Below are 23,904 nucleotides of genomic sequence, written 5' to 3' on the forward strand. Positions count from 1 at the left end.
TCAGCTTTCATCGTCCAGCCATCCTTTCACGACCTGTGCCACTTGCCGGGAATCGCTGCGCACCGCGTCGCGGGCCAGGCGCAGCTTGTCCTCGTAGGCACTGGAGGGCAGGGCGATGGCCTGCGGCGAGGACAGGCGAGCGGTATCTTCGCCCAGCGCCGGCATGTCGTCGTCGACCAGGGTCACATCCGCAAGCTCGGGCGTCTGCGCGTCCTGTTTCTTGACCGACGAGCCAAAAATCTGACGCATGGCCGGGCGGGCGACGCCGAACAGCACTGCCAGCACCACGATGGCGCCCAGCACCAGGCGCAGGGCATCGCGCACGCGCGGGTCTTCCCACCAAGCCGGCTTCTCAGCCGGCGGCATGTCCTCGCGCACGAACTGGGCGTTCATCACCGACACCATGTCCCCGCGCTTGTCGTCGTAGCCGACGGCCTGCTTGATCAGGTCTTCCACGCGCTGCAGTTCGGTGGCGTTGAGCGGCTGCAGGGTGGTCTTGCCATCCTTGCCCGGGCGCGGCACGTGGTCCACCAGCACCGCCACGGACACGCGGCGGATGCGGCCCGGCGGCTGGCTGGTGTGCTGCAGGGTGCGGTCCAGCTCGTAGTTGCGGTTGGCGCTGTTGGAGGTCTCGCCGGCAGCCGGGGCGCCGTTGCGGTTGGCATCGGCCGGGTTCTGGCCGTTGGAGGCGGCGATGGCGCCCGGGGTTGGCGGGGTGTTGGCGGTGGCGCCCGGCGGCACCGGACCCTGGCCGGCCGCGGCGGTGGTGTTGGACGAGGAGGTGACCTGCTCGCTGCGCAGCTTGGGCGGCTCGCCGTTGAACAGCTCGCGGGCCTCCTCGCTGGTGGAGAAGTCCATGTCCACGTTGACCTTGGCGTTGACGCGGTTGGCGCCGGTCAGCGGCTGCAGCAGCTGCTGGATGCGGTCGCTGAACTCGGTTTCCTGGCGGCGCACCTGCTCGAACTGGGTCGCGCTCAGCTCGGCCTGCGGGTCCTTGTCCGACTCGCTCAGCAGGTGGCCGTTCTGGTCGACCACGGTCACCCGCTCCGGGGACAGGTCGGGGATGCTGGAGGCGACCATGTGCACGATCGCGTTGACCTGGTCGCGCTCCAGGCCGCCACCGGAGCGCAGCTCCAGCATGACCGAGGCGCTGGCCGCCTCGCGCTGGCGGGTGAAGGCGCTGGGCTTGGGGATGGCCAGGTGCACGCGAGCGTCGCGGACCTGGCGCATGGTGGTGATGGTGCGCACCAGCTCGGTCTCCAGGGCGTGCTGGTAGCGGGCGGTCTCCATGAACTGGCTGACGCCGAAGCCCGGGTCGCGCTCCATCAGCTCGAAGCCCAGGCGGCCGCTGTCGGCAGCGCCGGCGCCGGCCAGCTTCAGGCGGGCGTCGTGGACATTGGCGCCCGGCACGGAAATGGCGCCGGTGGCCGCGTCCACCTCGAAGGGGATGCCGGCGGTGCGCAGCAGCTCGGTGGCCTCGGCCGTGGCCTTGTCGTCGGCACCGGTGTACAGCTGCACCATGTCCGGCTTCTGCGACCAGAAGAACACCATCAGGCCAATGGCCACCGCACCGGCCAGCAGCAGCATCATGCCCAGGCGGCGGCCCAGCTGCAGCTGGTTCATGCGATCGATCGCCTCGGCCGTCTTGCCGACGGCTTTCTCGCGGATCATGGCGGTATCGGACAGGGAAATTGCCATCTTCGGTCAGCCTTCCATCACAGCGGCATGTTGAGGACTTCCTGGTACGCCTGTACCAGTCGGTTACGGACTTCGACGGTGGCGCGGAACGCCACCTGGGCCTGCTGGGAGGCCACCATCACCTTGGCCAGATCCGCGTTGGGATCGCCCAGTTCGAATGCTTTCTGCAGCTGGCCCGAGCGTTCCTGGGCGCTGCTCACCCCGTTGATGGCGCGCGAGAGGGTCTCGCTGAAGCTGGGCGCGCCGGTCGGGGCGACCTGGCCCAGCTGACCGAACTGACCGAACTGTCCGACGCCGCCGACCGCGTCGCTGCGCGGGCTGTCCGCGCGCACGGCCGCCGCGCTCTGGCCCAGCTGCGACTGGTAGGAGCGGATCTGCGACAACACGGAGGAGATGGAATCGGTCATGGCCTGTGGCTTCGCCCGAGGGACTGCCAGAGCTCATGCAAGTGGTGTGCCGGAATGGCCGGCGGGTTGCCGGCAGCGCCTTGCGCACCAGGCGCTGCAAGCGCTGGGCCGGGCCCAGCCAGGCCCCTGTGGGAGCGGCTCCGGGTGGCCTAGGGCCATCAGCCGCGAAGGGGCGTTACCGGCAAAGCCACTTCGCGACTGATGGCCCTAGCCACCCGCAGCCGCGCAGCGCCGGGGCAGGTCGACACCGCCGCGCCAGCGGCGCCGGATCCCTCAGTCCGGCAGCCAGGCCGCCCGCCACTGAGCCAATGCCGCGCCTTCCAGCAGCCAGCGCTCGTGCACCGTCGTGCGCAGTGCCGCGCCGGCGGCATGCATGGCCTGCCGATCCGCCAGATGGTCCCTGATGGCCCCGATCCAGTCGCGGAACCTGTTCTTGACCAGGGTGACGGGCAGGCCGGTGCCCTGGTAGCACCGCACGTCGCTGGCGATCACCGGGTAGCCGCAGGCGCCGTACTCGAGCAGGCGCAGATTGCTCTTGCAGTCGTTGAACAGGTTCTGTTCGACCGGCGCGATGGCCAGGTCCAGGTCCAGCGAGGCCAGCTTGGCCGGATAGTCATCGATCGGCACCCCTGGATGGAGCTCGCGGATATGTCCGCGCATGGAAGCCGGGCACATGCCCAGGAACACCCAGTCCACCTCGCCCGCCAGTTCCTTGACGACGTCGGCGACCAGTTCCAGGTCGCCGGTATGGCTGGCGGCGCCGGCCCAGCCGATGCGCGGGCGCCGCGGGCCAGCGGCCGGCAGGGCGCGCGCGGCCAGGTCCTTCCACCAATGCGTCGGCAGCCGGTTCTCGATGACGCGGATGTCGCGGTGCAGGCCAGCGAAGGCCTCGGCCAGGGCGGGCGTGGAGACGACGAACCGGTCCACGTAGCCCAGGCCCCGCCGGATGGTGCGCAGGATGTCCTTGGGCATCTGCTCGCGGTGGATGCTCTTCAGCGGCAGATTGGGCAGGTAGTCGTCCAGCTCATAGACCTTGAACGCCCGCGAGAAGGCCTGCATGCGGCGCATGCTTTCCAGTCGCTGCTCGCCCACCTGTCGCTGCAGCACGATCACGTCCGGGTCGAAGCGCTCCACCTCGCAGGCGGATAGATGCGGCGCGAAGGTGGTCCCGTCCAGCAGCAGCGCCTGGCGCATGGCCGCCAGCGGCTGGATCACCCGGTAGTGGCCGCAACCGGACTGGTCGGCCGGTTGCGCCAGGACCACCGGCAACGGCCGCCAGCACTTGAGTGGCTGCCAGGCCAGGGCGGGCTCGGCCAGCTTGAAGGCGCCCTGTGCGTGCAGGGAAAACCCCACGTGGTAGGCCGGGTCGCCCGCCAACAGGGGCAGCCAGCGGCGGTACATCGCGTCTTCTTCTTCCGCCGTGGCCGCGGCCTTGCCAGGCGCGTCCACCAGGACCCGCGCCCGCGGGGTCAACACGTTCAGATATCCGGCCTGGCGCAGCTTCAGGCACAGGTCGACATCCATCCAGCGGGCGATCGCGGGATCTTCGTCGAACCCGCCTGCCTCCAGGAACAAGGCCCGACGGATGAGCAGGCATTCGTGACTCAGCGCCGAGTAGTCCTGATCCGCGGCCAGGCGCTGCAGATATCCCTCGTCGTTCAGGCCGCTGCCTTCGAATGCGCGTCCTGCCGGTCCGCCGAGTCCGAGCAGCATCCCGGCCTGGCGGACACGGCCGTCGCCGCCGAGCAGCTTCGCACCCACCGTGGCGACTTCAGGGCGCTGGCCATGATTGAGCAACTGCTGCATCCAGGCCTTGTCGACGATCCCGGCGCCTGCGGACAGCCAGAGCAGGAATTCACCCCGTGCCTGTTGCGCCCCCTGGTTGCGGGCCGCCGCCTCGGCGATATCGCGCGGCAGCCGGAGCACACGGATCTGTTGGGACTGCATCTGCTCGATGCCGTCCAGCCAGTGCCCCAGCCCCGGCTCGCCGCTGCCACGATCCAGCAGCAGGACCTCGTAGTTGACGAAGCTGGTGTTGGCCAGCAGCGTCTCCAGGCAGCGCTGCACCGCCGCCAGGCGTCCATCGACCAGGATCAGCACGCTGACCGAGGTCGTCCAGGCGTGCCCGTAGGAGATTTCGTGCACTCCCGCAGCCACCCCGTCGACGACCTGCGCCTGGTCGTAGCCGCGGGTGAGCAGGTGTCGGCGCAGGGCCTTGTGCACATCCGCCGACGGCAGCAGGCGCGCATCGGCCGCCACGATCGGCTCGCCGACATGGTGGATGCCGGCCATTCCCTCTTGTTCGACCAGTCGCAGTTGCTGGTCCAGCTCGAAGGCGCCGCCGGCTTCCCGGGAAAAGCCGCCGCGCGCGAGCAGGTCCGCGCGACGGAACAACCAATGCCGGGAGTACAGCGAGGATGCGGACAGCAGCAGGTCCAGGTTGAAGTCCGGGCGCAGCGACAGGACGACGGCGCCGCGCTCGAAGCGGGTGACTTCATCGGCGAACACCGCCTTGCAGCTGGCCGGCAGCCCGATGAGCTGCAGGGCCAGCACCAGCAGCCCGGCGCTGGTGAATTCGCTGCCGCCGTCCACCAGCATGACCCAGTCGGCGCCCGCGTCCTGGATGCAGCGGTTGATCGCGTCGATGCGCGCGGCGGGCGGGGCATCGGCCGCCGGCACCAGCGGGATCAGCTCCAGGTGCAGCGGCAGCTGCAGTGCCTTCAGCTGGGCCAACGTGTTCTCGACCAGGGCGCCGTCGCTATCGCGTGCAATGCAGACGATGGCGATGCGTGGCCCCCCGGCGTGCGCCAGCAGGTGCTGGCGCATCAGTTCCGCTTGCGCCGCGTCCGGTCGCCTGGCCGCCAGCCACAGGTCCGGCGGCACGCCGCCGAGGCCGGCCGCACTGGCCAGGGCCGCAATGAGATTCAGCGGGCGGAAGACGCGGGCCTCGCGCTCGGCCATCGGTGCGACATCGACCAGCTGATTGTCGCCCTCGTGCCGAACCCAGCCGAGGTCGCCGATGGCCTGTCGGAAATCCGCATGGCCCTGGTCGCCGATGCCGGGCTGGTCGCGGCCGGCCTGGCTGAATTGATCGTTGGACACTCGGAACCGGGTCAAGGGCGCGGCGAGCATCGCAAGATTTCCGCGTCGCAGCAGCTTGGCGTAAAGCGCCAGGTCGCCGACCCAGTGGATGACGCGGCCGTTGAGCATCATCAGTTCGTCGGCGATCGGCAGCAGGTCCTCACGCCGGCACAGCACGCAGCTCGGCTCGCCGATGAAGTTGATGGTGTGCTCGGCCAGGAACGACACCAGCTGTGGCCCATCGATCAACATATCCCCGGCGAACGGCAGCGCGGTGGCCAGGATGTCCGGCAGCGGGTGGCCGTCCTCATCGATCCGCACGCGCCGGGAGGAGGCCATCGCCGCGGTGGGCTCGTCCTCCATCGCCGCCACCAGTCTCAGAACGCAATCCGGTTCCAGGACATCGTCGTCGTGAAGGAACTTGATGTACTTGCCCTGTGCCAGGCCGATGGCCTTGGCCGTGCTGCGGTGCTCGCCCAGCCGATCGGGATTGCGGTGATAGCGGATCGGCATCACGCTGCCGGTGCGCCTGCTTTCGATGATGGCCTGGATCCGTCCATCATCGCTGTCGTCGCAGATCAGGAGCTCAAGCGATGGATACGTTTGCGCCAGCACGCTGTCCAGCGCCTCACCGAAGTAGCGCGCCTTGTAGACCGGCATGACGATGGTCACCAGGGCCGCGCTCATTTGACGCCCCCGGTGAGTCGGTCGAAGTACTGCAGATACTCCCTGCGTGTCAGCCCCGGGTAGCGCCGTCGCAGCGACTGGAATTGATCGACCAGGCGCTGTGCCGCGCGCCCGCCATGCTCACGTCGAACCACCACCTCGCGGTCCAGATGTTCCACCAGCTCGGTGTAGGCCTCATGCAGCTCGGCCGCAACAGAGCGGTCCGTGATTTTTTCCAGCTGAGGAAACTCGAAACAGGGTGCATCATCCGGCGCGGTGGCCGGAGTGAGTCCGGCCATGTCCAGGAAGTCGACGAATGTCTCGTAGAGCGCCGAATAGGCATTGTTCATCTCGGACAGGTCCAGCTCCTCGTAAACCCTGCCGATGTCGCTTCGGCTGTGAAGGGACGGGTCGTACGGGATGCGCAGGTACTCGCAGGTTTCCCTGGCTCTGGCATCGGGGTTGGTCACCAGCGCCGGGACGCCGCAGTTGATCGAGAAGATGCCGGAGTGGAGGCGGGTCCCGATCGTCAGGCAGTGGTCGCTGCTTTTGAAGAATGCTTCCCAGCGGTTGTAGTCGGAGAAGAACTCCAGGCGTCCGGCCATGGCCCTGGCCAGGAGCTGGAAGGAGGTCGGGATCTCATCGAGATTGAACGGCTGCGCAGTCACGTTCGAGGTTGGCGGCAACGCCTTGCCGAGGTAGAGCAGATCGATGAAATACAGCTCGTCCTGGAGCAGGTGCGAGGTGCGTGGCAATCCCGCATTGAAGAACGTGGCGGTGGTGATGACCTTGTCCGGGTCCCAGCACTTCTTATGGACCGACCGGGAGGGGCCGTTCTCGAAATAGCTTGGACAGCCGATCACCTTGACGTTCTTGATACCCAGGCGGTTGAGGATTTCAGCGGAGAACTCGCCGCGCACGCCGACGAACCTGGACTTTTCCGAGATCAGGGACAGATAGCGCTTCTGTGCGGGGCTCAGGCGTTCGGCCAGACCGAGGTCGTAGCCGTTGAACGCGTTCGCGCAGAGGCTCATCGGGACGATCGGGATCTCGATTTTCTCCAGGAACCCGGACACCCGATCGGTGGGAAGCGCACGGAAGTCCTCGCGGATGTCGTCCTTCATCATGAAGACGAAGTGCGAGTACGTCGCGTTGATTTCCTCGGCTAGCGCATCGGTGAGCTCATGTTCGAGCGCGTTGGCGATGTGTCCGACCTTTAGCGGCCGTCCGAACATCGCTTTCAGGAAGGCGTAGGAAATGTAGCCGTTTCCGATGTTCTGTCCCCGGATGCCGCCCTGGGAGGGGCCCATGCTTTTCAGGAACTCCTGCACTCCCGGGGACTCGGGAAGGGCCGAATTGAAAAGGAACATCCTGCTTGCGTCGGTCATCGCTCGATCATTCTCCTGATTCATCGCTCGCCTTGCTCATCGCGCCCAAGGCGGCGGCTCGGTTCCGGCGACAGGTGACGCGTACAGGACCAGGTCGTAGTAATAGGCAGGAGAATGCTGCCGCAGCCGGAAGTGGTAGCCCTCCACCACCTTGTCCAGTTGCGCCATCACATCCAGCAGATCGTGCGCATAGTGGTAAACGCAGATGGCCATGCGCGGGCGCTGGGCGTGGATGAGCCTAGATGCGCCCTCCAGCGCCTTGGCCTCGAACCCCTCGATGTCCAGCTTGAGCAGCGTCAGCTTGTCCAGCTCGTCGTCCAGGCGCGTGGTGGGCACCGAGATGCCGCCATCGGGCGATACATGACTGGAGACCGTGCCGGTTTCCTTGAAGCGCAGTGTCGCATGCTCGTTGGAGAGGGCCTTGTTGATGGCCTTGAAGTTGCGCAGCGGCAGCGCAGCTGCGCCGGCGATGTCCTGCAGCTTCTGGAAATTGATGCCATCGGGCTCGAAGGCGGTGATGCTTTCGTAGTGGTGACCGGAGGCGTCCAGGAACTTGCGAACGATGGGTCCCTGGAAGGCGCCGCCATCGCAAAAGTGCTCGCGCTGGCCGAGCTGGAAGGTGCTGCTGTCGGCGAAGGCGGAGAAATACTCGTTGGCAGGCGTGGCCCAGGCCGACAGCAGGTGGCTGGGGTCGTAGGTCAGGCGGAACAACAGGTTGCTGTAGAGCGTGAACACGCTGTAGTCGTCTTCCAGCCGATCAGCGAGTCGCAGGAACTCGTCCAGGCGCAGGAGCGTGCGTTGACGATACGTGCGTGCCGGCTCATAGACCGAAGCCAGTCCGCAATGGGCGGTCGCCAGAGCCGCGTCGATTCTATGGACGCCCGCCTGTTCGCAGAGTTTGCGCGAGATGCCCGCCTCGGCCGGGCTGTACGAGAAATCCACCGCCAGTGCCCCCGGGTAGCGGCTGGCCTGTTCGATGAACTGACGCGTGCTCCAGCGCGGTGCTCCATGGATGGCGCTGCCGCTGTACCCATCGTCGATAGCGGCGACCACATTCCCGGCATGGTTGACCAGGCTTGGTCCATGCATGGGCCCCACGCCTGAGCGGGGATGGAGCAGGAACACGGGATGTTGCTCGAGCCCCGGGACCAGCGGATCCTCGGCAGGCGCAATGCTCAGTTGCTCCACGCCCGCGGCGGCGCACAGGCCGTCGGCAAAGGCCCGGCCGCGTGGACTACAGGAAAAATCGATCCCGACCGCATCGGGGTAATGCGCGGCCCTGGCCATGAACTCCTGGCTGCTCCAGCGCGGGGCGCCGTGGATGCTTTCCAGATGGGTATTCTGGTCGTCGACCGCCGCCACGACCCGGCGCAGGCTGGCGGCGACACCGGGGCCATGGGCCATGCCGATGTAGGACTGGGGAGCGATCAGAAACGCAGGGCGATCGACGACCGCGGCCACGCGTGCCAATGCATCGTCCGCCGCGGGGCGGTCCTGCTCGGCGATGCGCAGGACGCGTTGCCTGAGCTGTTCGATTCTCGATCGCATGAATCACTGTCCGTAGGTATGAATGGGTTGGTCGTAACGGGTGTCGTAGTACGTTCTGGCGGGCACGTCTGCGGCGTAGACGCGTGGCCACCCCAGCTCGCAGCTACGGCCCACCTTGACGCCGTCACGCACGATGGCGCCCGTGCGCACAATGCCGTTGCCGCCGATTTCAACCGCCGTGCCGACCTGCACGCCGTTTTCGAGCCAGCACGAAGACTTGATGCGGCAGTTCGGACCCAGGTGCGCGCCGGCGTGGACGACGGTGTTGTAGTCGATCCTGCAAGCGTGGCCCACGATGGCATTGGCCCCGACGAACGCGTTCAGGCCGATGACCGTGTCTGCCCCGATGGCGGCGCTGGGATGGATGAAGGGCTCCAGCTTGAATCCGCGCTCGACTGCCGCCTGCATGAGCTCCATGCGCTTGAGATTGCCGAAGCGTTCGTCGAAGGCGGCGAACATGGCGCCTTCGGCGGGGTCCAGCCCCGCCAGCACGCTCAAATCGAATGCGTGGTCCGGACCCTGTGGCACTTCGATCCTGACCACCTTCTCGTCCGGCCGCGCCTGTTTCCAGGAGTGGAAGGCCAGATCCAGGTAAGGGCTTCCGCCAATGACCCACCTAGACTTCATGCTCGGTCTCCATCAACGCGACGTACCAGCGTTCGACCAGGCGGTTCATGGATTCGTAGGCGCCCTGGGTGGGCAGCGGCGCGTCCGCGTGCAGGCCGGCCTGCACCATTTCCATGACCGCCACGTCCTCACCTACCACCGTCTTGCTGCCGTGCATCTGCGCCAGCAGGACCTGACTGGAAAATCCATAGGCCTGCTTCTTGCGCGCGCTGACCCAGTAGATCTCCAGGTCGGTCCTATCCGGCGCGACCGGAACGTGGTGCTCCAGGGTGAAGGAGTAGCCGCCGTTGGCGCTGGCGATATGCAGATTGGGGAAGGCCAGCCAGTTGTAGTAAGCATCCTGCGTACCCCAGCGCTCGACCTTGTCCTGCCAGCCGAAGCGCTTGGGATCCGGAATCGGGGCCTCGGCACCGCCGAAGCTGAAGCGACGCATCTCGCTCCGAAAAGCGTGAGGCGATGCGTCCGGCAGCGCGTCCATCGACTCGTCCGCCTGCGCCTGGTCGACCTGCGGAATGAAGTCCACGCTCTTGGCCAGGGTCTTGGGATGGACGAAGCGCGGGTGGTTGGCGTCGCGCAGGTTCTCGTAGGCGAGCTTCCAGTTGTATCGGCCGTGCCAAGTGGTCGTCATGACTTCGGTGTCGTAGGCCTGTGAACTGCTCTCCAGCAGCGTCATGAACGCTGCGGGAAACTGCTCTTCGATCGGCAACGGATCCGGATCGAGGTTGATGAACAGCACGTTGCCGATGGCGCGCAAGGAAAATTCGCGCAGCACCAGGTTTCCGCGTTCGCAACCCTGCAGGCGATACAGCGCGTCGCAATCGGGAATGTTCTTGACCCGCCCATCTTCGTCGTAGCTCCAGGCGTGGTAGCCGCATACCAAGGGACGACGGCCGACGGGAGCTGTCTGGATCAACGCGCTGCGGTGTAGGCAGACATTCTCAAAGGCACGAATGCGGCCATGGAAATTCTGGATGACCACGGGAACGCCGGCGATCCTGCGCGTGATGAAGCTGTTGTGCTCGGGCAACAGGACCTTGAGCCCGGCGAACAGCCAGAGCTTGCGGAACAGCTTGCGCTGCTCGCGGTCGAAGATGTCCTGGGACAGGTAGTACTTCGGGTGCATCCGGGAGCGCATGGACGGATCAGCCTTCCTGCAGGTTCTTGTGGAACACGACCCTGGCCGGATTGCCGAACACGGTGGCACCAGCAGGAACGTCCTTCAGGACCACGGCGCCGGCACCAACGATGGCGTGCTCACCCACGCGCACGCCCGGCAGAAGCGTGGCACGCGGGTGCACGACCGCGAAATCGCCGATCTGCACCGCGCCACCCATGAATACTTGAGCTCCCACATGCGCGAAATTGCCGATGCGGACATCGTGCCCGATCACTGTCCAGGTGAGCAGGTTGGCGAAGTCGCCGATCGACACGTCCGGGCCAACGTGGACGCGATTGCCGAGAAAGCAGCCCCGACCCAGGCGCACGCGGCGACTGAGGTGGGCCTCGGTGCAGATCGGTATGAACTTGGCGCCTTTGGCTAGCAAAGGTTGCACGTGCTTGTAGCGTTGCTGCGGATCGCCCTGGGCGCAGACGAAGGCCTCATTGCCCTGCGGCACATAGGTCATGGGATTGCCCACGATGGGCACACCGGCGTCGAACCCGTCCAGGATGTGGGTGCGACTGTCCAGGAATCCGGCGACTTCCCATTCCTTGCCGTGCGCGACATCACCGCGCATCTGTTCAAGCACCTCGCGCCCCCAGCCGCCGGCGCCGACGATAAGTACCGGATAGGTCACAGGACCGCCCCGCCATCCATGACCAGGCTGGTGCCGGTCATCCAGCGGCTGGCATCGGACAGCAGATAGACTGCCGCGTTGGCCACGTCATCGGGCGTGCCCAATCCCAGCGGATGCCGCTTCCTTTGCGCTTCCAGATGGGCTGCATCCCAGATCGGGGTAGCCACGGCCGAAGGGGAAATCCCGTTGACCCGGATCTTGCGCTTCGCCTGTTCCATGGACAGGCAGCGGATGATGCCGAGCAGGGCGGCCTTCATCGCCGAGTAGGGCCCCACGCCAGGCGTACCGATGTGCGCGGCAGTGGACAGCATGAAGACGATGGAACCCTGTGAGGCGATGGCGTTGGCCTGCAGCAGCCGCTGGGTCAGCATGACCGGCGCCAGGAAATTGACCGAGTACACGTCGGCCATGAGCTTCTCGGTCAACTGTCGGATCGGGCTCAACCGTTGCCGGCCGGCGCAATGTACCAGGCCGTCCACGCTGGTGACCGACTTTGCCAGCTGCTCGCGGCCCTCGGCCTGGGTCAGGTCTGCCTGCACCTGCAGGTGTCCCTGGCCCTGAAGCAGGTCGTAGGTCTCCTGCAGGCGCTGCGCATCGCGTCCGGTCACCACCAGACGCGCGCCGCGTCGGGCGCATGCGATGGCGATCTGCCTGCCGATCCCGGACGAGGCACCGGTCACCAGGATGGTCTTGCCGGCCAGGGAGAAGGCCTGCTGCGCCGGATTGCTCATGCGTAGATGTCCATGGGTGCGGAGAACCCCCCATCGAGGATGGCGTAGTTGCGGGTGACCCAGCGGCTGGCATCGGACAGGTAGAACACCGCTGCATAGGCCACGTCTTCCGGCTCGCCCATGCCCAGCGGCGTCAGTTCGAACAGGTGATCCATGTTGCCGCCGCTGCCTTGCAGGCCATCCAGTAGCGGGGTGCGGACATAGCCCGGCGCCAGGCAGTTGGCGCGGATGCCTTGCTTGGCCACCTCCATGCCCAGTGAGCGCACCATGCCCAGCAGTGCGCTCTTGCTGGCGGCGTAGGCGCCGCTGGCCAGGGGCCCGATGTGCGAGGCGATGGAGGCGACGAACAGCAGCGAGCCGCCCTGCGCGACCTGCTTTTTCGCCAGCAGGGCCCTGGTCAGCAGCATCGGGGCGTAGGTGTTCGCCGCGAAGGTTTCGTCCAGGTGCGCGCGGCCGATCATGCGGAAAGGCGCCAGCTTGGACATGCCGGCCGCATGCGCCAGGCCGTCGATGACGCCGCAGGCACCGACCAGGCGATCGATGCCTTCCTGCGTGGCCAGGTCCGCCGCGAGCTGCGCGTGGCCCTGGCCCTCCAATTCCTCGTAGGTCGCCTGCAGGCGCGTCGCATCGCGTCCGGTCATGATGATTCGCGCGCCCATCTGCGAGCAGCTGATGGCGATCTGCCGACCGATGCCCGAGGAGGCCCCGGTGACCAGAATGCGCTTGCCTTCCAGCGAAAAGGGATCCCGTTCGGCGTTCATGCTTCGAGCAGTGCGGGGAAGACGGCGTTTTCGATGTCCACAATGGCCGTGCCCCAGGACAGGCCGATGCCGAAACCGGACAGCAGCAAGCGGTGCCCGCCCTGCGCCAGGGTCTCGTGCAGGCGCGCGGTCATGGTGACCGGCAACGACGCGCCGCTGGTGTTACCGAAGTCGTGCAGGGTGGTGGGCACCTTCTCCGCAGGAAGTCCCAGCTTCTTGCGGATGGTTTCGTTGATCATCTTGTTCGCCTGGTGGAACACGAAGAAATCGACGCTTTCTTTGGCAATGCCCGAATATTCCAGCAGTCTTTCCACGGCGGGCGGCACGCGCTGGGTCGAGAAGCTCAGGACCGCGGGACCGTCAAGGATCAGTTCCCCGGGCCAGTGCAGGACGCCGTTCTCGTCGCGGGTCGGGGTGATGTGCTGCTGGCCGTAGGGTTCGCGATGTCCGCCCACGGGCAACATGATGGCCCGATAGCCGCTGCCGTCGCTGTTCAGATCGAAATGCATGGGCGGGGCATGCTCGTCGAACTCCAGCGCCGTGGCCGTGCCCGCATCCGAGAACAACGGATCCAGCAGCGTGGCGGAACGATCGCCAACCAGCACCAGGGCCTTCTTGATGGTGCCCGCAGCGATCATGCTGCCGACCAGATGCAGGCCGAAGGGATAGCTGGAGCAGCCCAGGTTCACGTCGAAGGCGATCGCGGTCTGCGGAAGCTTGAGCCGCTCCTGCATGATGATCGCCGTGGCCGGGATGGGGTAGTCAGGAGACTGCGTGAGCACGATCAGCGCATCGATGTCCTGCTTGTCCCATTGCAGCTCCTCCAGCAGCTTCTCGGCGGCGACCAGCGCCAGGTCGGAGAACGTTTGCCAGCTCGGACAGATGCGGCGGAACTCGATGCCGATGTTGCGCACCAGGCGCTCGCGCTCCGAGCGCATCTTGGGCGGGCAGTCGATCAGGTTGGAGATGATCCGCCTGGGCACACAGCTCGTCATGCCGGCAAAGCGGACGTGGTGCAGGGTGGAGAGTCCCATCGACGTCAGTCCAGCAGCTTGTGGAGGTCGTTGATGGTGGCGCAGTGCTTCAGGTCCTCGCCGGTGATGGTCTTGCCGTACTCCACGTCGAACATGACGATGACCCCCAGCGCGGCCAGCGAGTCCCATTCGGGAAGATCCCGCAGGACGGTATCCATGGTGACTTCCACCGGAGTCTGGAAATCGGTGGCGGACAGGAAGTTCTCGATGAAGGCTTCTTGGCTCATGTGGTTCTGTTCCGGAACGATAGTGTGGAGAGGGCAGTCAGGCGCGGACCGAGGCGATCAGCTGGACGATGGCGTCCATCTGGTCCTGGTCCAGCCCCGGGAAAATCGGCAGGCAGATGATCTTCTGCGCGATCTCGCAGGCGACCGGCAGGTTGCTCGGCGCCGCGGACGGCAGGCCTCGGTACATCGGCAGGTCGCTGATCAGCGGATAGAAGTAACGGCGCGCGTGGACATCGTGCTCGCGCAGGCGCTGGTACAGCGCATCGCGCGTCAGCGGGTAATCGGCGTCGACCAGGATCGGAAAATAGGCGTTGTTGGACACGCGCTGCGGTCCCGGCGGCACGCAGCGCACACCGGCGACGCCGGCCAGCCGCTGGCGATAATCTTGGGCGATGCGCGCGCGCTCGGCCAGCGCCTGCTCGATATGGTTGAGCTGCAGCAAGCCGAAGGCCGCGTTGACCTCGCTCATCTTGGCGTTGATGCCGGGGGCGATCACCGTGGTTTCGTCGACGATGCCGAAGTTCTTCAGATAGCCGATCCGCTGATAGGTGGCTTCGTCGGGACAGATGATGGCGCCGCCTTCGAACGTGTTGAACACCTTGGTGGCGTGGAAACTCAGCACGCTCAGATCGCCGTGGCGCAGGATCGAACCGCCCTGGTCCTGGACGCCGAAGGCGTGGGCGGCATCGTAGATCACGCGCAGGTTGTAGATGTCGGCGATGCGCTGGATCTCGGCGGTGTTGCAGGCATTGCCGTAACAGTGCACCGGCATGATGGCCGTGGTCTGCGGGGTAATGGCCGCCTCGATCCGGGAGGGGTCGATGTTCAGCGTCGCCGGGTCGATGTCCACGAACACCGGCCGAATACCGTTCCAGAGCAGGGAGTGCGCCGTCGCCACGAACGAGTACGGCGTGGTGATGACCTCGCCGGTGATGCGCAGGCATTGCAGCGCATTGAGCAGGCCCAACGTGCCGTTGGACACCAGGGCCAGATGTTCCACGCCCAGGTGCTGGCGCAAGCCGGCTTCCAGGCGCTGATGCATCAGGCCACCGTTGGTGACCATGCCGCTGGCCCAGACCTCCTGGAGATACGGGGTGAACTCCTCCAGCGGAGGGAGCAGCGGTCGCGTCACCGGCGTCGGCATCGGGTCCCCAGAAGTCGTCAGGCATGGCGCGTGCGGTGGCACGTCCACGGATTGTGAGGCAAGTCGCGTGCCAGGGGGGTGCCTATGACCCTGGCGACCTGCGGCGCTGGCTGTGCTGCCGGCCTTGGTGCTGCAAGAGCGCCACCGCGCGGGCCGTCTCTGGAATCAAGCGGCGATATCGCCCGAGTCGCGGTCGATGCCGTACTTGCGCAGCTTCTCCACCAGGGTGGTGCGGCGCAGGCCGAGCAGCGAGGCGGCGTGGGCGACCACCCCGCCACTGCGTTCCAGGGCTTCCTTGATCAGCGTCAGCTCGATCTGGGCCATGTGGTCGCGCAGGTCCAGGCCGTCCTCGGGCAGCTCGGTGGCGGCCACCGCCTCGGCACTGGCTGGCGGTGTCTCGCGCGGGGCCTCGGGCTCCGGTCGGGCGGAGGCGGCCACCTCCGCAGCGGCCGAGCGCGCCGGTTCGGCCGGGGCGGGCTCGATCACGATGTTGCCGCGATAGCGGGCCGGCAGATCAGCCGCACGCACCAGCCCGCCCGGATGCAGCACGGCCAGGCGCTCGACCAGGTTGGTCAGCTCACGGACGTTGCCCGGCCAGGCATAGGTGGACAGCGCCTGCAGGGCGTCTTCGGCGAAGCGGACCTCGCCGCGGCCGGTCCGGCCCAGCTGGGTGGCAATCGTGCGCACCAGCTCGGGCAGGTCCTCGCGGCGCTCGCGCAGGGCGGGCATCTCGATCGGGAACACATTGAGCCGGTAGAACAGGTCCTCGCGGAAGTGGCCCTCGCCGATCCGCGCCTCCAGGTTGCGGTGGGTCGCGGCGATCACCCGCACGTTGCAGCGGATGGTCTGGTTGCCGCCCACGCGCTCGAAGCTGCGTTCCTGCAGCACGCGCAGCAGCTTGACCTGCATCGGCAGGGACATGTCGCCGATCTCGTCCAGCAGCAGGGTGCCGCCCTCGGCCATCTCAAAGCGCCCCTTGCGCGCCGACAGTGCGCCGGTGAAGCTGCCCTTTTCGTGGCCGAACAGCTCGCTCTCCAGCAGCTCGGGCGGGATCGCGCCGCAGTTGATGGCCACGAACGGGCCGTCGCGGCGGGTGGACTGGTTGTGGATGGCGCGCGAGACCACTTCCTTGCCGGTGCCCGACTCGCCCAGCACCAGCACCGTGGTATCGAACGGGGCGACCTGGTCGATCAACCGCCGCAGCTCCTGCACCGCCGCGCTGCTGCCGGTGGGGCCGGTGTCCTGGCCCACGACGGTGGCCTTGTGCTCGGCATCCAGGCGCTTGAGGCTGGCCCGGCGCAGGAAGGCCTCCATCTGGCTGTGCTTGATCGGCGATTCCAGGGCCGAGATGTTGGCCACGTGCAGCCCGTACTGCTGGGCAAAGCCGGTGGCGTCGCCCTCGAGCAGGGCGATCGGCGGCGGCAGCGAGGCCCCGCCCAGCCATTCGAAGAACTGCTGGGTGGCGGCCGCATCCTCGACACGACCGATCACCACCGCCAGCCAGTCGCCAGGGCGATGCCGGGTGGTGGAGACCTCGTCGGCCGCCGCCGCCCACGACGGGCTGGCGTCCATGAACTCGAGCAGCCCGTTGACGCGCTCGGCGCGCACGGTATCGCTGTCGATCACCAGGATGCGCGATTCACTCATGAGGCCTCTCCTTGCGTGGCGCCCTCCGTCCGCAGACCCCCATGCTGCAGGCCTTCGAGGATCGGCAGGACTTCCTGGATATAGGACAACTTGCTGACGAAATTGTCCGCGCCGGCGCGCAGGGCGTGCTCGCGGTGCTCGGCGTCGTCGAAATGGCTGGCGATGACGATGTACGGCGGCTCGTCCTGGGCCTTGATCAGGCGGGTGGCCTGCAGGCCGCCCATTTCGGGCATGGCCAGGTCCATCAGGACCACTTCCGGGCGCAGCTCTTCGGAGCGGGCGATGGCCTCCAGGCCGTTGCCCGCGGTCCCGACCACGTGGATCCAGTCCAGCTTGCGGAAATGACGGAGGACGGCGTTGATGAAGCCGTCGTGGTCATCCACCAGCAAAACGGAGAGCTTGCTCATTACCTTGTGTCCTTAACCTGCACGGGCGAGTTGGGCGGCGTGGTCGCGACGACGGACCGGGGCCGGGGCAATATCCAGCTGCTCACGATACTTGGCAACGGTGCGCCGCGCGATGTGTACGCCCTGTCGCGCCAGCAGCGCGGCGATGGCCTCGTCGGCCAGCGGCTTGCCCAGGGGCTCGGACTCGATCAGGCGGCGCACCATGGCCTTGACCGCCGCGCCGGACACGTTGGCCCCTTCCAGGCGCACGGCGAAGAAGCGCTTGAGCTCGAAGGTGCCGCGCGGGGTCTGCAGGTACTTGCCGTTGGTGATGCGGGAAATGGTGGATTCGTGCATGCCGATGGTGTCGGCCACTTCCTTCAGGGTCAGCGGGGCCATGGCCTCGTCGCCCCGCTCCAGGAACGCGGCCTGGCGCTCGATGATCACCCGCGCGGTGCGGATCAGGGTGTCGTAGCGCATGGACAGGCCGCGGGTGAGCCAGCGGGCCTCGGCCAGCATCTCGCGCAGCTTGGCGCTGCCGGCATCGTCGCCGGCGCTGGACAGGGCGCGCTCGTAGGCACTGTTGATGCCGATGCGCGGGGCGGTGGCCGGGTTCAGGGCCACGCGCCACTGGCCGTCGGCGAACCAGGTGATCACGTCGGGCAGCACGTAGGGCGCCGGCTCCGGCGCGTCGGCTTCGCCCGGGCGCGGCTGCAGCGACAGGATCACCCGCACCGCCTGGCGGATGTCGTCCACCTCCGCCTCCAGCTTGCGGGCGATGGCCGGGTAATCGTGCCGGGAGACCTCGTCCAGGCAGGTGTCGAGGATGCGCTGGGCCAGCAGGCGGCCGGGCACGCGGCCGGGCAGGGCGGCCAGCTGCGCGCTCAGGCACTCGTGCAGGCTGGCCGCGGCCATGCCGACCGGGTCGCCATGCAGGATCTGCTGGCGGATGCGCTCGGCACGCGTGGCCGGCACGTCCAGGTGGGCGCAGGCGCGCAGGGTCAGCGCCTCCAGCGCGTCGTCCAGGTAGCCGGCATCGTCGCAGTGCTCCAGCCAGAACGTGGCGATCTCCAGGTCCTTGCCCTGCAGCTCCAGCTCGATGCGCTGCAGTACCCGCAGCTGCGGGTCGGAGGAGGCGCCGGCGACGATGCGCGACGAGGCGTCGTCATCGCCTTCGTGCCATGGCGCGGCAGGCACGTCCCACATCGAGCCTTCCGGCAATTCGTCGAAGGCGGCCACTTCCAGCGGCGCCACTTCCGGGGCGGCGACATCGACCAGGTCGGTCTCGCCGGCATCCTGGTCGTGCTCGGCCAAGGCTTCTTCGGCCAGCTCCAGCATGGGGTTGAGTTCCAACGCCGCGCGCAGCTCCTGTTCCAGCTGCAGCGAATCCAGCTGCAGCAGGCGGATGGACTGGAGCAGCTGCGGGGTCAGGCGGAGCTGCTGGCCGAGCTGGAGCGAGTTGGAAGCCTTCATCTGGTATCCCTCTTGCATGTGGGCCGGTGTGCGCATCCTGCGCGTGACGCGACGGTTCCAACATCGGGACGTACCGAAGCGCTGTGGTGGAATTCCGGACCATATGTAAGGAATTTCCCGACACGGCAACGGATTTCCGTCACGAAGCCGACGAAGGGCGCCCGCGCCTGCGACCGACATCCCACTTCTGCCGGCCGTGCGCCGGCCGCCGCAGCGGCTGGTTAGCCCAGCTCCTGCGCGTGGCGCACCGCGAGCAGGATCAGTTCGCTGGCACGCCGGCAGCCCAGGGCTTCCATCATGCGCGCCCGGTGCGTCTCCACCGTCTTCACGCTGATGCCCAGGTCGGCGGCGATTTCCTTGTTGCTGAGTCCCCGGCCGATCTGGCGCAGGATCTCGCGCTGGCGCGGCGGCAGGCCGGCGATGCCGGTCGGCTTGTCGCGCCCGATCAGCGGATGGATCATCCGCGAGGACAGCTTGGGGCTCAGGAACACCTGGCCGGCGGCCGCGGTGCGCAGGGCCAGTTCCAGTTCCATCGGCGCGGCATCCTTGAGCACGAAGCCGGCCGCGCCGCGGTCCAGGGCATCGCGCACGTGCTGAGTGTCATCGTGCATGGACATCATCACCACCCGCGTGTCCGGGGCGATTTGCAGGATGCCGGTCAGGGCCTCCAGGCCGCTGCGGCCGGGCAGGGACAGATCCAGCAGCACCAGCTCGGGGCGATGCAGCGTGGTCAGGTCGATGGCCTGATCGGCGGTGCTGGCTTCGGCGACCACATCGACATCGGCAAACCCCTGCAGCAGGCGGCTCAGGCCAGCCCGCACCAGGGTGTGGTCGTCGACGATCAGGGTGCGCACGTCGCTGGGGTTTCCGCGAAACGGTGGCGGAACCTTAACGGACCGGGGGTGAATTGGGAAACGTGGGGCTCTGGAGCCGGGACCGGGGACCGGGGACCGGGGACCCGGGAAAGCCAAAGCACGAAGCGCAGCCAGAGGAGATCCAGCGCAGAGCTAGCGCAGAGCCAACTCAGTGGCAGGGCGGTGCCGGCCTCGGCTTTCGATCTTGCTCCGGCCTTTCCCGGGTCCCCGGTCCCCGGTCCCGGGTCCCGGCCTTTTCAGCGTCTACGCGATTCGGCGATCTGCCGCCGGTGCAGGCGGAACAGGTGGCGGTCCAGGGCTTCTTCCAGGCCGGCCGTCAGCGAGGGGAAGGCCAGCCACAGCGCGTGCTGCCGCGGTGCCAGTTCTGCCTCGCCCAGCACGGTGGCCGGCAACTCCAGGCGGTCGGGCAACCAGTCCGAGACCTGCAGGGCGGCCATGCCGGCCGTGCCTGGTGCAATGCCGGAAGCGGCAGGCAACTCCAGGCGCAGGCCACGCGCGGACCAGCGCAGCGCGCGGGGCGGCGGCATCCGCATCGACTGACGGGCCAGGCGGCCCAGCAGCGCCAGGATCAGGTCGAGCTTGGCGTCCACCCGCTGCATGGCGGCGGAGGATTCCTTCTTGTCGTCCAACGCGTCCTCGCCGCGCAGGTCCTCGACCTGGGCCAGGGACAGCAGCAGCGACTCGGCCTGCGCCGCGGCGGCGGGCTCGGTGCCGGGCTCGAAGGCGACGGGCAGGACCAGATCGCAGCTGAGCGTCTGGTCGAACAGCTGGGTGTCGAAGGTGGCGGCGTCGGCCGCCTGGCTCACGCCGTGGTCCCGTAGGCGCGCGCGGCGGCGGTGGACTGGCGCAGCTGGCGCAGGCGCGCGGCGGCCTCGTCGCGGCACTGACGCATGCGCTCAAGGATGGTGTTCTGCTGGGTCAGCAGGCCGCGCAGGGGATCCAGCGCGGTGCCGCCCTTGTCCTGCGAGTCCATGAAGGTGCGCAGGTCGCGGTCGTAGTCGGACATCAGCTGCAGGGCGTCCTCATGGCGCCCTTCCTCCACTGCGCCGCTGAGGGCATCGAGTTCGCTGTACAGCATCTGCAGTGAAGGGCCGATCATTGCACCGCTCCGGCGTTGCGCTGGTCCTGCGGGATGGCGTTCCACGCCGAATCGATCTCGCCCAGCAGCTGCAGGGCCTCGCCCAGCTTGCCGGCGTCGTTGTGCAGGTTGGCCTCGGTCAGCAGCCGCACCAGGTAGTCGTAGAGTGCCGAGAGGTTGGCGGCGATCTCGCCGCCGGCCTCATGGTCCAGCGAACCGTTGAGGTGCCCAATGATCGAGCAGGCCTCGCCGATCGCCTTGCCCTTGAGCGCCATGTTGTTGTTGGCCAGGCTGGCCTCGGCACGGCGAATGCGCTCGCTGGCGCCGGCGAGCAACAGGGCGATCAGCTTGTGCGGATCGGCATCGAGCACGCTGCTGTTGACACTGGTGCGGCGGTACTCATCGGCGTAGCTGCGGCTGTTTGCGAACATGGGAAGTCTCCGGGATGTGCCGCCGGAGCCCTCGGGCCGCGACACGGTCAAGCGATGGATTGTGCTGTTGTATCGGCCTGCGACCCGGCCCCTTTAGGACGAACTGGTCGAGAACTGTTGGGTCAGGTACGAACTTGTGGTCTGCATCTGCGTTGCGAGCTGCTCCATCGCGGTGAACTGCGCGGTGTAGCGCGCCTTGACCTTCTCCATGCGCGCATCCAGGTCCGACAGCTGGTCGTTCAGGCTGTCGAGCTGGGAGTTGAGGGACTTGGTGCGCGAGGTCAGGCTGCCGTTGCCGCTGTCGAGCACGCCCTTGAGCATGCTGGTCAGGCCGGTGCCGATCGTGCCGCTCTTGCCGAAGAGCCCGGCCATCTTTTCCGGGGTGCTGCTCATGGCGGTGTCGAGCTTGCCGCTGTCCAGGCTGAGCGTGCCGTCCTTGGCGATGGTGACGCCAAGGGCCTTGAGATCGTTGACCTGGCCGCTCACCAGGCCGCGCATCTGCGACTGCATGGAGCGCACCATGGAATCGCCAGTCAGGGACGAGGCGGTCTGAGTGGCCGAGTTGTAGGCGCTAGAGGAGGCCAGGGTATTGACGGCCGCGTTGTAGGCGCTGACGAACGATTGCAGGTTGGTCTTGAGGGTGGCGTTGTCGCGCGCGACGGAAACGGCGAAGGTTTCGCCGGGCTTGGCCTTGGTCAGGCTCAGATTGATGCCGGGGATGGCGTCGCTCAGCTCGTTGCTGGTGCTGCTGACTTCCAGCCCGTCGATCTTGACCTTGGCGTTGGCTGCGGCCGTGGTCTGTGACAGCTGGGTATTGCTGTTGGCCGGGTCGTAGGCGAATCGCGCCAGGTCGCCGCCTGAGGTGGTGACGGTCAGTGCGCCGGCCTGTCCGGCCGTGGTGGCGTTGAAGACCAGGTGCTGGCCATCGGCGGCGTTGATCACGCTGGCGCTTACGCCAGCGCCGCCGCTCTTGGCATTGATGGCCTTGGCCACGTCCGCCAGGCTGGCGCCTTCGGCGATCTCGATATCGTAGGTCTTGTCGCCCGCCTTGACCTGCATGGTGCCCGCGCCCAGGGTGGTGCCTGCGGCCACGGCGGTGGACGTCAATTTATGGGCGCTCGCCAGATTGACGACTTCGACGCTGTAGCTGCCGGTGACTGCATCGGTGCTGGCCGTGGCGGTAAAGCCGGCATCGGCGGCCACGCTGGTCTTCTGCGCCGGCTTGTCGGCGGCGGAGGTCAAGGTGGTCAATGCCGTCTGCAGGTTGGTCATCACGCTCTTGACCGTTCCCAGCGCCGACAGCTTGGTGCTGATCTGCTCGCCACTGCGGGTGATGCGGTTCTGTGCGGGCGCGCGCTCGGCGGCGACCAACTGGGCCACCACCGAGTTGATGTCCATGCCTGTGCCGATGTTGCCTAACGCCATGGGAAACTCCTTGACCGGTGCGCGTGCGCCTGCGGGGCGCTTGTCGTTCTATCGGCCAGGCCGGGCCTGGCTTGACGGGTGTGAGGGACGCGGCAGGTGCTGTCCACCGCGTGCCTTGTTGGTGCATGCCATGACATGCAAGTTCCGGGCCGCACGTCGCGGGCGGTCCCATTCGTCGTGCGGGCGGATCGGTCAGCAAAAAAGCCCCTCCTTGCGGAGGGGCTTTCGATCACGCCTTGGACTGGCGGTGCTTCAACTTACTGCAACAGGCTCATCACGCTCTGGGGCAGGGACTTGGCCTGGGCCAGCATGGCCGTACCCGCCTGCTGGAGGATCTGCGTCCGGGTCAGCTCGGCCGTCTCCTTGGCGTAGTCGGTATCGCGGATGCGGCTACGCGAGGCCGACAGGTTCTCCGAGGTGGCGCTCAGGTTGGCGATGGTGGAGGTGAAGCGGTTCTGCACCGCACCCATGTCCGCACGCGAGGAGTTCACCGAGGTCAACGAGTTGTCGATGATGCTCAGCGCCTTCTGCGCACCCTGGAAGGTGGAGATGTCCAGGTCCTTCAGGTAGCTGGTGGTACCGGCCGTGGCGGTGGCGCTGGCGGCGATGCCGGCATTGCTGAAGGTGATGCCGGTGGCGCCGGTGCCGCTGCCCGCGGTGAAGGCGAAATCCTTGCCGCCCTTGACCGATTCCAGCTTCAGCGCGCCGGAGGCATCGAGCGAGGCATACACGCCGGTCTCGGCCAGCTGGTCGTTGATCGCCGTGGCGATCTTCTTGGACACGTCGCTACCGGTGTCGCCGATGGCCACGGAGACCGAGGCGATGGTGGCGCCGTTGACGACCATGCCGGAGAAGCTGCCCGAGGCGGTGGCGGTGCCGGCTGCCAGCGCGGCCGAGCCGGTCTGGGTGGCGGCGAAGCTGGCCTTGCCCAGGGACGCGGCGCTGGCATTGACGATGGTGTTGATGCCGATGGTCTGGCCCGAATCGGCGCCGATCTGGAACAGCGCTCCGGAGAAGGAGCCGTCCAGCAGCTTGGTGCCGTTGAAGTTGGTCTGCTTGGAGACGCGGTCGATTTCCGAAGCCAGCTGCTTGACTTCCGAGTTCAGCGCGCTGCGGTCGCTGGCCGAGTTGGTGGCGTTGGCCGACTGCACCGCCAGTTCACGGACGCGCTGCAGGTTGTTGCCGATTTCGACCATCGCGCCTTCAGCGGTCTGCGCCAGCGAGATGCCGTCGTTGGCGTTGCGCGAGGCGACGTCCAGGCCGCGGATCTGGGTGGTGAAGCGCTCGGAGATCGCCAGACCGGCGGCATCGTCCTTGGCGCTGTTGATGCGCAGGCCCGAGGACAGGCGCTGGATCGTCGTCGCCAGGCTGGTGCTGGTGGTGTTGAGATTGCGCTGAGCATTCAGCGACATCGTGTTGGTATTGATGACTTGGGCCATGACGGTGCTCCTTAGTTGAGGTTCCCGGCGGATTAGGGTGAT

The 23,904-nt window shown here is 67.0% G+C and carries 22 protein-coding genes; all 22 read right to left on the minus strand.

Annotated features, from left to right (window positions below):
* The 22 genes from fliF to EPA99_RS14405 all read right to left on the minus strand — a co-directional run bounded on the left by fliF (position 1) and on the right by EPA99_RS14405 (position 23,862).
* Entirely contained in the window at positions 1-1,698 is a 1,698-nt protein-coding gene (fliF, locus tag EPA99_RS14300; RefSeq protein WP_129471919.1) for a flagellar basal-body MS-ring/collar protein FliF, read from the minus strand.
* Positions 1,699-1,715: 17 nt separating this feature from the next.
* Positions 1,716-2,105 (minus strand): flagellar hook-basal body complex protein FliE, encoded by a 390-nt coding sequence (fliE, locus tag EPA99_RS14305; protein WP_129471920.1) that lies wholly within the window; start codon positions 2,103-2,105, stop codon positions 1,716-1,718.
* Between the two features lie 273 nt (positions 2,106-2,378).
* The gene (locus EPA99_RS14310) at positions 2,379-5,846 is read right to left on the minus strand and encodes a glycosyltransferase (protein WP_129472053.1); all 3,468 of its coding nucleotides are present in this window, start codon (positions 5,844-5,846) and stop codon (positions 2,379-2,381) included.
* Positions 5,847-5,869: 23 nt separating this feature from the next.
* Positions 5,870-7,240, minus strand: a complete 1,371-nt coding sequence (locus EPA99_RS14315; RefSeq protein WP_129471921.1) for a polysaccharide pyruvyl transferase family protein — start codon at positions 7,238-7,240, stop codon at positions 5,870-5,872.
* Positions 7,241-7,276: 36 nt separating this feature from the next.
* Complete coding sequence (locus EPA99_RS14320) at positions 7,277-8,788, minus strand: FkbM family methyltransferase (RefSeq protein ID WP_129471922.1); 1,512 nt, start codon at positions 8,786-8,788, stop codon at positions 7,277-7,279.
* 3 nt (positions 8,789-8,791) lie between these two features.
* Positions 8,792-9,415: an LbetaH domain-containing protein gene (locus tag EPA99_RS14325; RefSeq protein WP_129471923.1), complete on the minus strand. Its 624-nt coding sequence runs from the start codon at positions 9,413-9,415 to the stop codon at positions 8,792-8,794.
* Positions 9,405-10,550, minus strand: coding sequence for an aromatic ring-hydroxylating oxygenase subunit alpha (locus EPA99_RS14330; protein ID WP_129471924.1), 1,146 nt, complete (start codon positions 10,548-10,550; stop codon positions 9,405-9,407). Before EPA99_RS14330 ends, EPA99_RS14325 begins: the two co-directional genes overlap by 11 nt.
* A 7-nt stretch (positions 10,551-10,557) precedes the next feature.
* The gene (locus EPA99_RS14335) at positions 10,558-11,211 is read right to left on the minus strand and encodes an acetyltransferase (protein WP_129471925.1); all 654 of its coding nucleotides are present in this window, start codon (positions 11,209-11,211) and stop codon (positions 10,558-10,560) included.
* Complete coding sequence (locus EPA99_RS14340) at positions 11,208-11,942, minus strand: SDR family NAD(P)-dependent oxidoreductase (protein WP_129471926.1); 735 nt, start codon at positions 11,940-11,942, stop codon at positions 11,208-11,210. Before EPA99_RS14340 ends, EPA99_RS14335 begins: the two co-directional genes overlap by 4 nt.
* Positions 11,939-12,703 (minus strand): SDR family NAD(P)-dependent oxidoreductase, encoded by a 765-nt coding sequence (locus tag EPA99_RS14345; RefSeq protein ID WP_129471927.1) that lies wholly within the window; start codon positions 12,701-12,703, stop codon positions 11,939-11,941. The genes EPA99_RS14340 and EPA99_RS14345 overlap by 4 nt, the downstream gene beginning before the upstream one ends.
* Positions 12,700-13,737 carry a ketoacyl-ACP synthase III gene (locus EPA99_RS14350; RefSeq protein WP_129471928.1) on the minus strand — a complete coding sequence of 346 codons (1,038 nt, stop codon included), beginning with the start codon at positions 13,735-13,737 and terminating at the stop codon, positions 12,700-12,702. Before EPA99_RS14350 ends, EPA99_RS14345 begins: the two co-directional genes overlap by 4 nt.
* A gap of 5 nt (positions 13,738-13,742) precedes the next feature.
* The gene (locus EPA99_RS14355; protein WP_129471929.1) at positions 13,743-13,964 is read right to left on the minus strand and encodes an acyl carrier protein; all 222 of its coding nucleotides are present in this window, start codon (positions 13,962-13,964) and stop codon (positions 13,743-13,745) included.
* Between the two features lie 37 nt (positions 13,965-14,001).
* Entirely contained in the window at positions 14,002-15,108 is a 1,107-nt protein-coding gene (locus tag EPA99_RS14360; RefSeq protein WP_129471930.1) for a DegT/DnrJ/EryC1/StrS family aminotransferase, read from the minus strand.
* 165 nt (positions 15,109-15,273) lie between these two features.
* Positions 15,274-16,755 (minus strand): sigma-54 dependent transcriptional regulator, encoded by a 1,482-nt coding sequence (locus EPA99_RS14365; protein ID WP_129471931.1) that lies wholly within the window; start codon positions 16,753-16,755, stop codon positions 15,274-15,276.
* Positions 16,752-17,162: a response regulator gene (locus EPA99_RS14370; RefSeq protein WP_129471932.1), complete on the minus strand. Its 411-nt coding sequence runs from the start codon at positions 17,160-17,162 to the stop codon at positions 16,752-16,754. The genes EPA99_RS14365 and EPA99_RS14370 overlap by 4 nt, the downstream gene beginning before the upstream one ends.
* A 12-nt stretch (positions 17,163-17,174) precedes the next feature.
* Positions 17,175-18,614, minus strand: coding sequence for an RNA polymerase factor sigma-54 (gene rpoN, locus EPA99_RS14375; protein ID WP_129471933.1), 1,440 nt, complete (start codon positions 18,612-18,614; stop codon positions 17,175-17,177).
* 221 nt (positions 18,615-18,835) lie between these two features.
* Positions 18,836-19,468: a response regulator gene (locus EPA99_RS14380; protein ID WP_129471934.1), complete on the minus strand. Its 633-nt coding sequence runs from the start codon at positions 19,466-19,468 to the stop codon at positions 18,836-18,838.
* Positions 19,469-19,725: 257 nt separating this feature from the next.
* On the minus strand, positions 19,726-20,295 hold the full coding sequence (locus EPA99_RS14385) for a PilZ domain-containing protein (protein WP_129471935.1): 570 nt from the start codon (positions 20,293-20,295) through the stop codon (positions 19,726-19,728).
* A complete protein-coding gene (locus tag EPA99_RS14390; RefSeq protein WP_129471936.1) occupies positions 20,292-20,588 on the minus strand; it encodes a hypothetical protein in 297 nt (98 codons plus the stop codon). Before EPA99_RS14390 ends, EPA99_RS14385 begins: the two co-directional genes overlap by 4 nt.
* On the minus strand, positions 20,585-20,998 hold the full coding sequence (fliS, locus tag EPA99_RS14395) for a flagellar export chaperone FliS (protein WP_129471937.1): 414 nt from the start codon (positions 20,996-20,998) through the stop codon (positions 20,585-20,587). The genes EPA99_RS14390 and fliS overlap by 4 nt, the downstream gene beginning before the upstream one ends.
* Positions 20,999-21,091: 93 nt before the next feature.
* A complete protein-coding gene (fliD, locus tag EPA99_RS14400) occupies positions 21,092-22,423 on the minus strand; it encodes a flagellar filament capping protein FliD (protein WP_129471938.1) in 1,332 nt (443 codons plus the stop codon).
* A 257-nt stretch (positions 22,424-22,680) separates the two neighbouring features.
* Positions 22,681-23,862, minus strand: coding sequence for a flagellin (locus EPA99_RS14405; RefSeq protein WP_129471939.1), 1,182 nt, complete (start codon positions 23,860-23,862; stop codon positions 22,681-22,683).
* Between the last annotated feature and the right edge of the window lie 42 nt (positions 23,863-23,904).

The sequence above is a fragment of the Pseudoxanthomonas composti genome (genome assembly GCF_004122095.1).
GTDB classification, from domain to species: domain Bacteria; phylum Pseudomonadota; class Gammaproteobacteria; order Xanthomonadales; family Xanthomonadaceae; genus Pseudoxanthomonas_A; species Pseudoxanthomonas_A composti.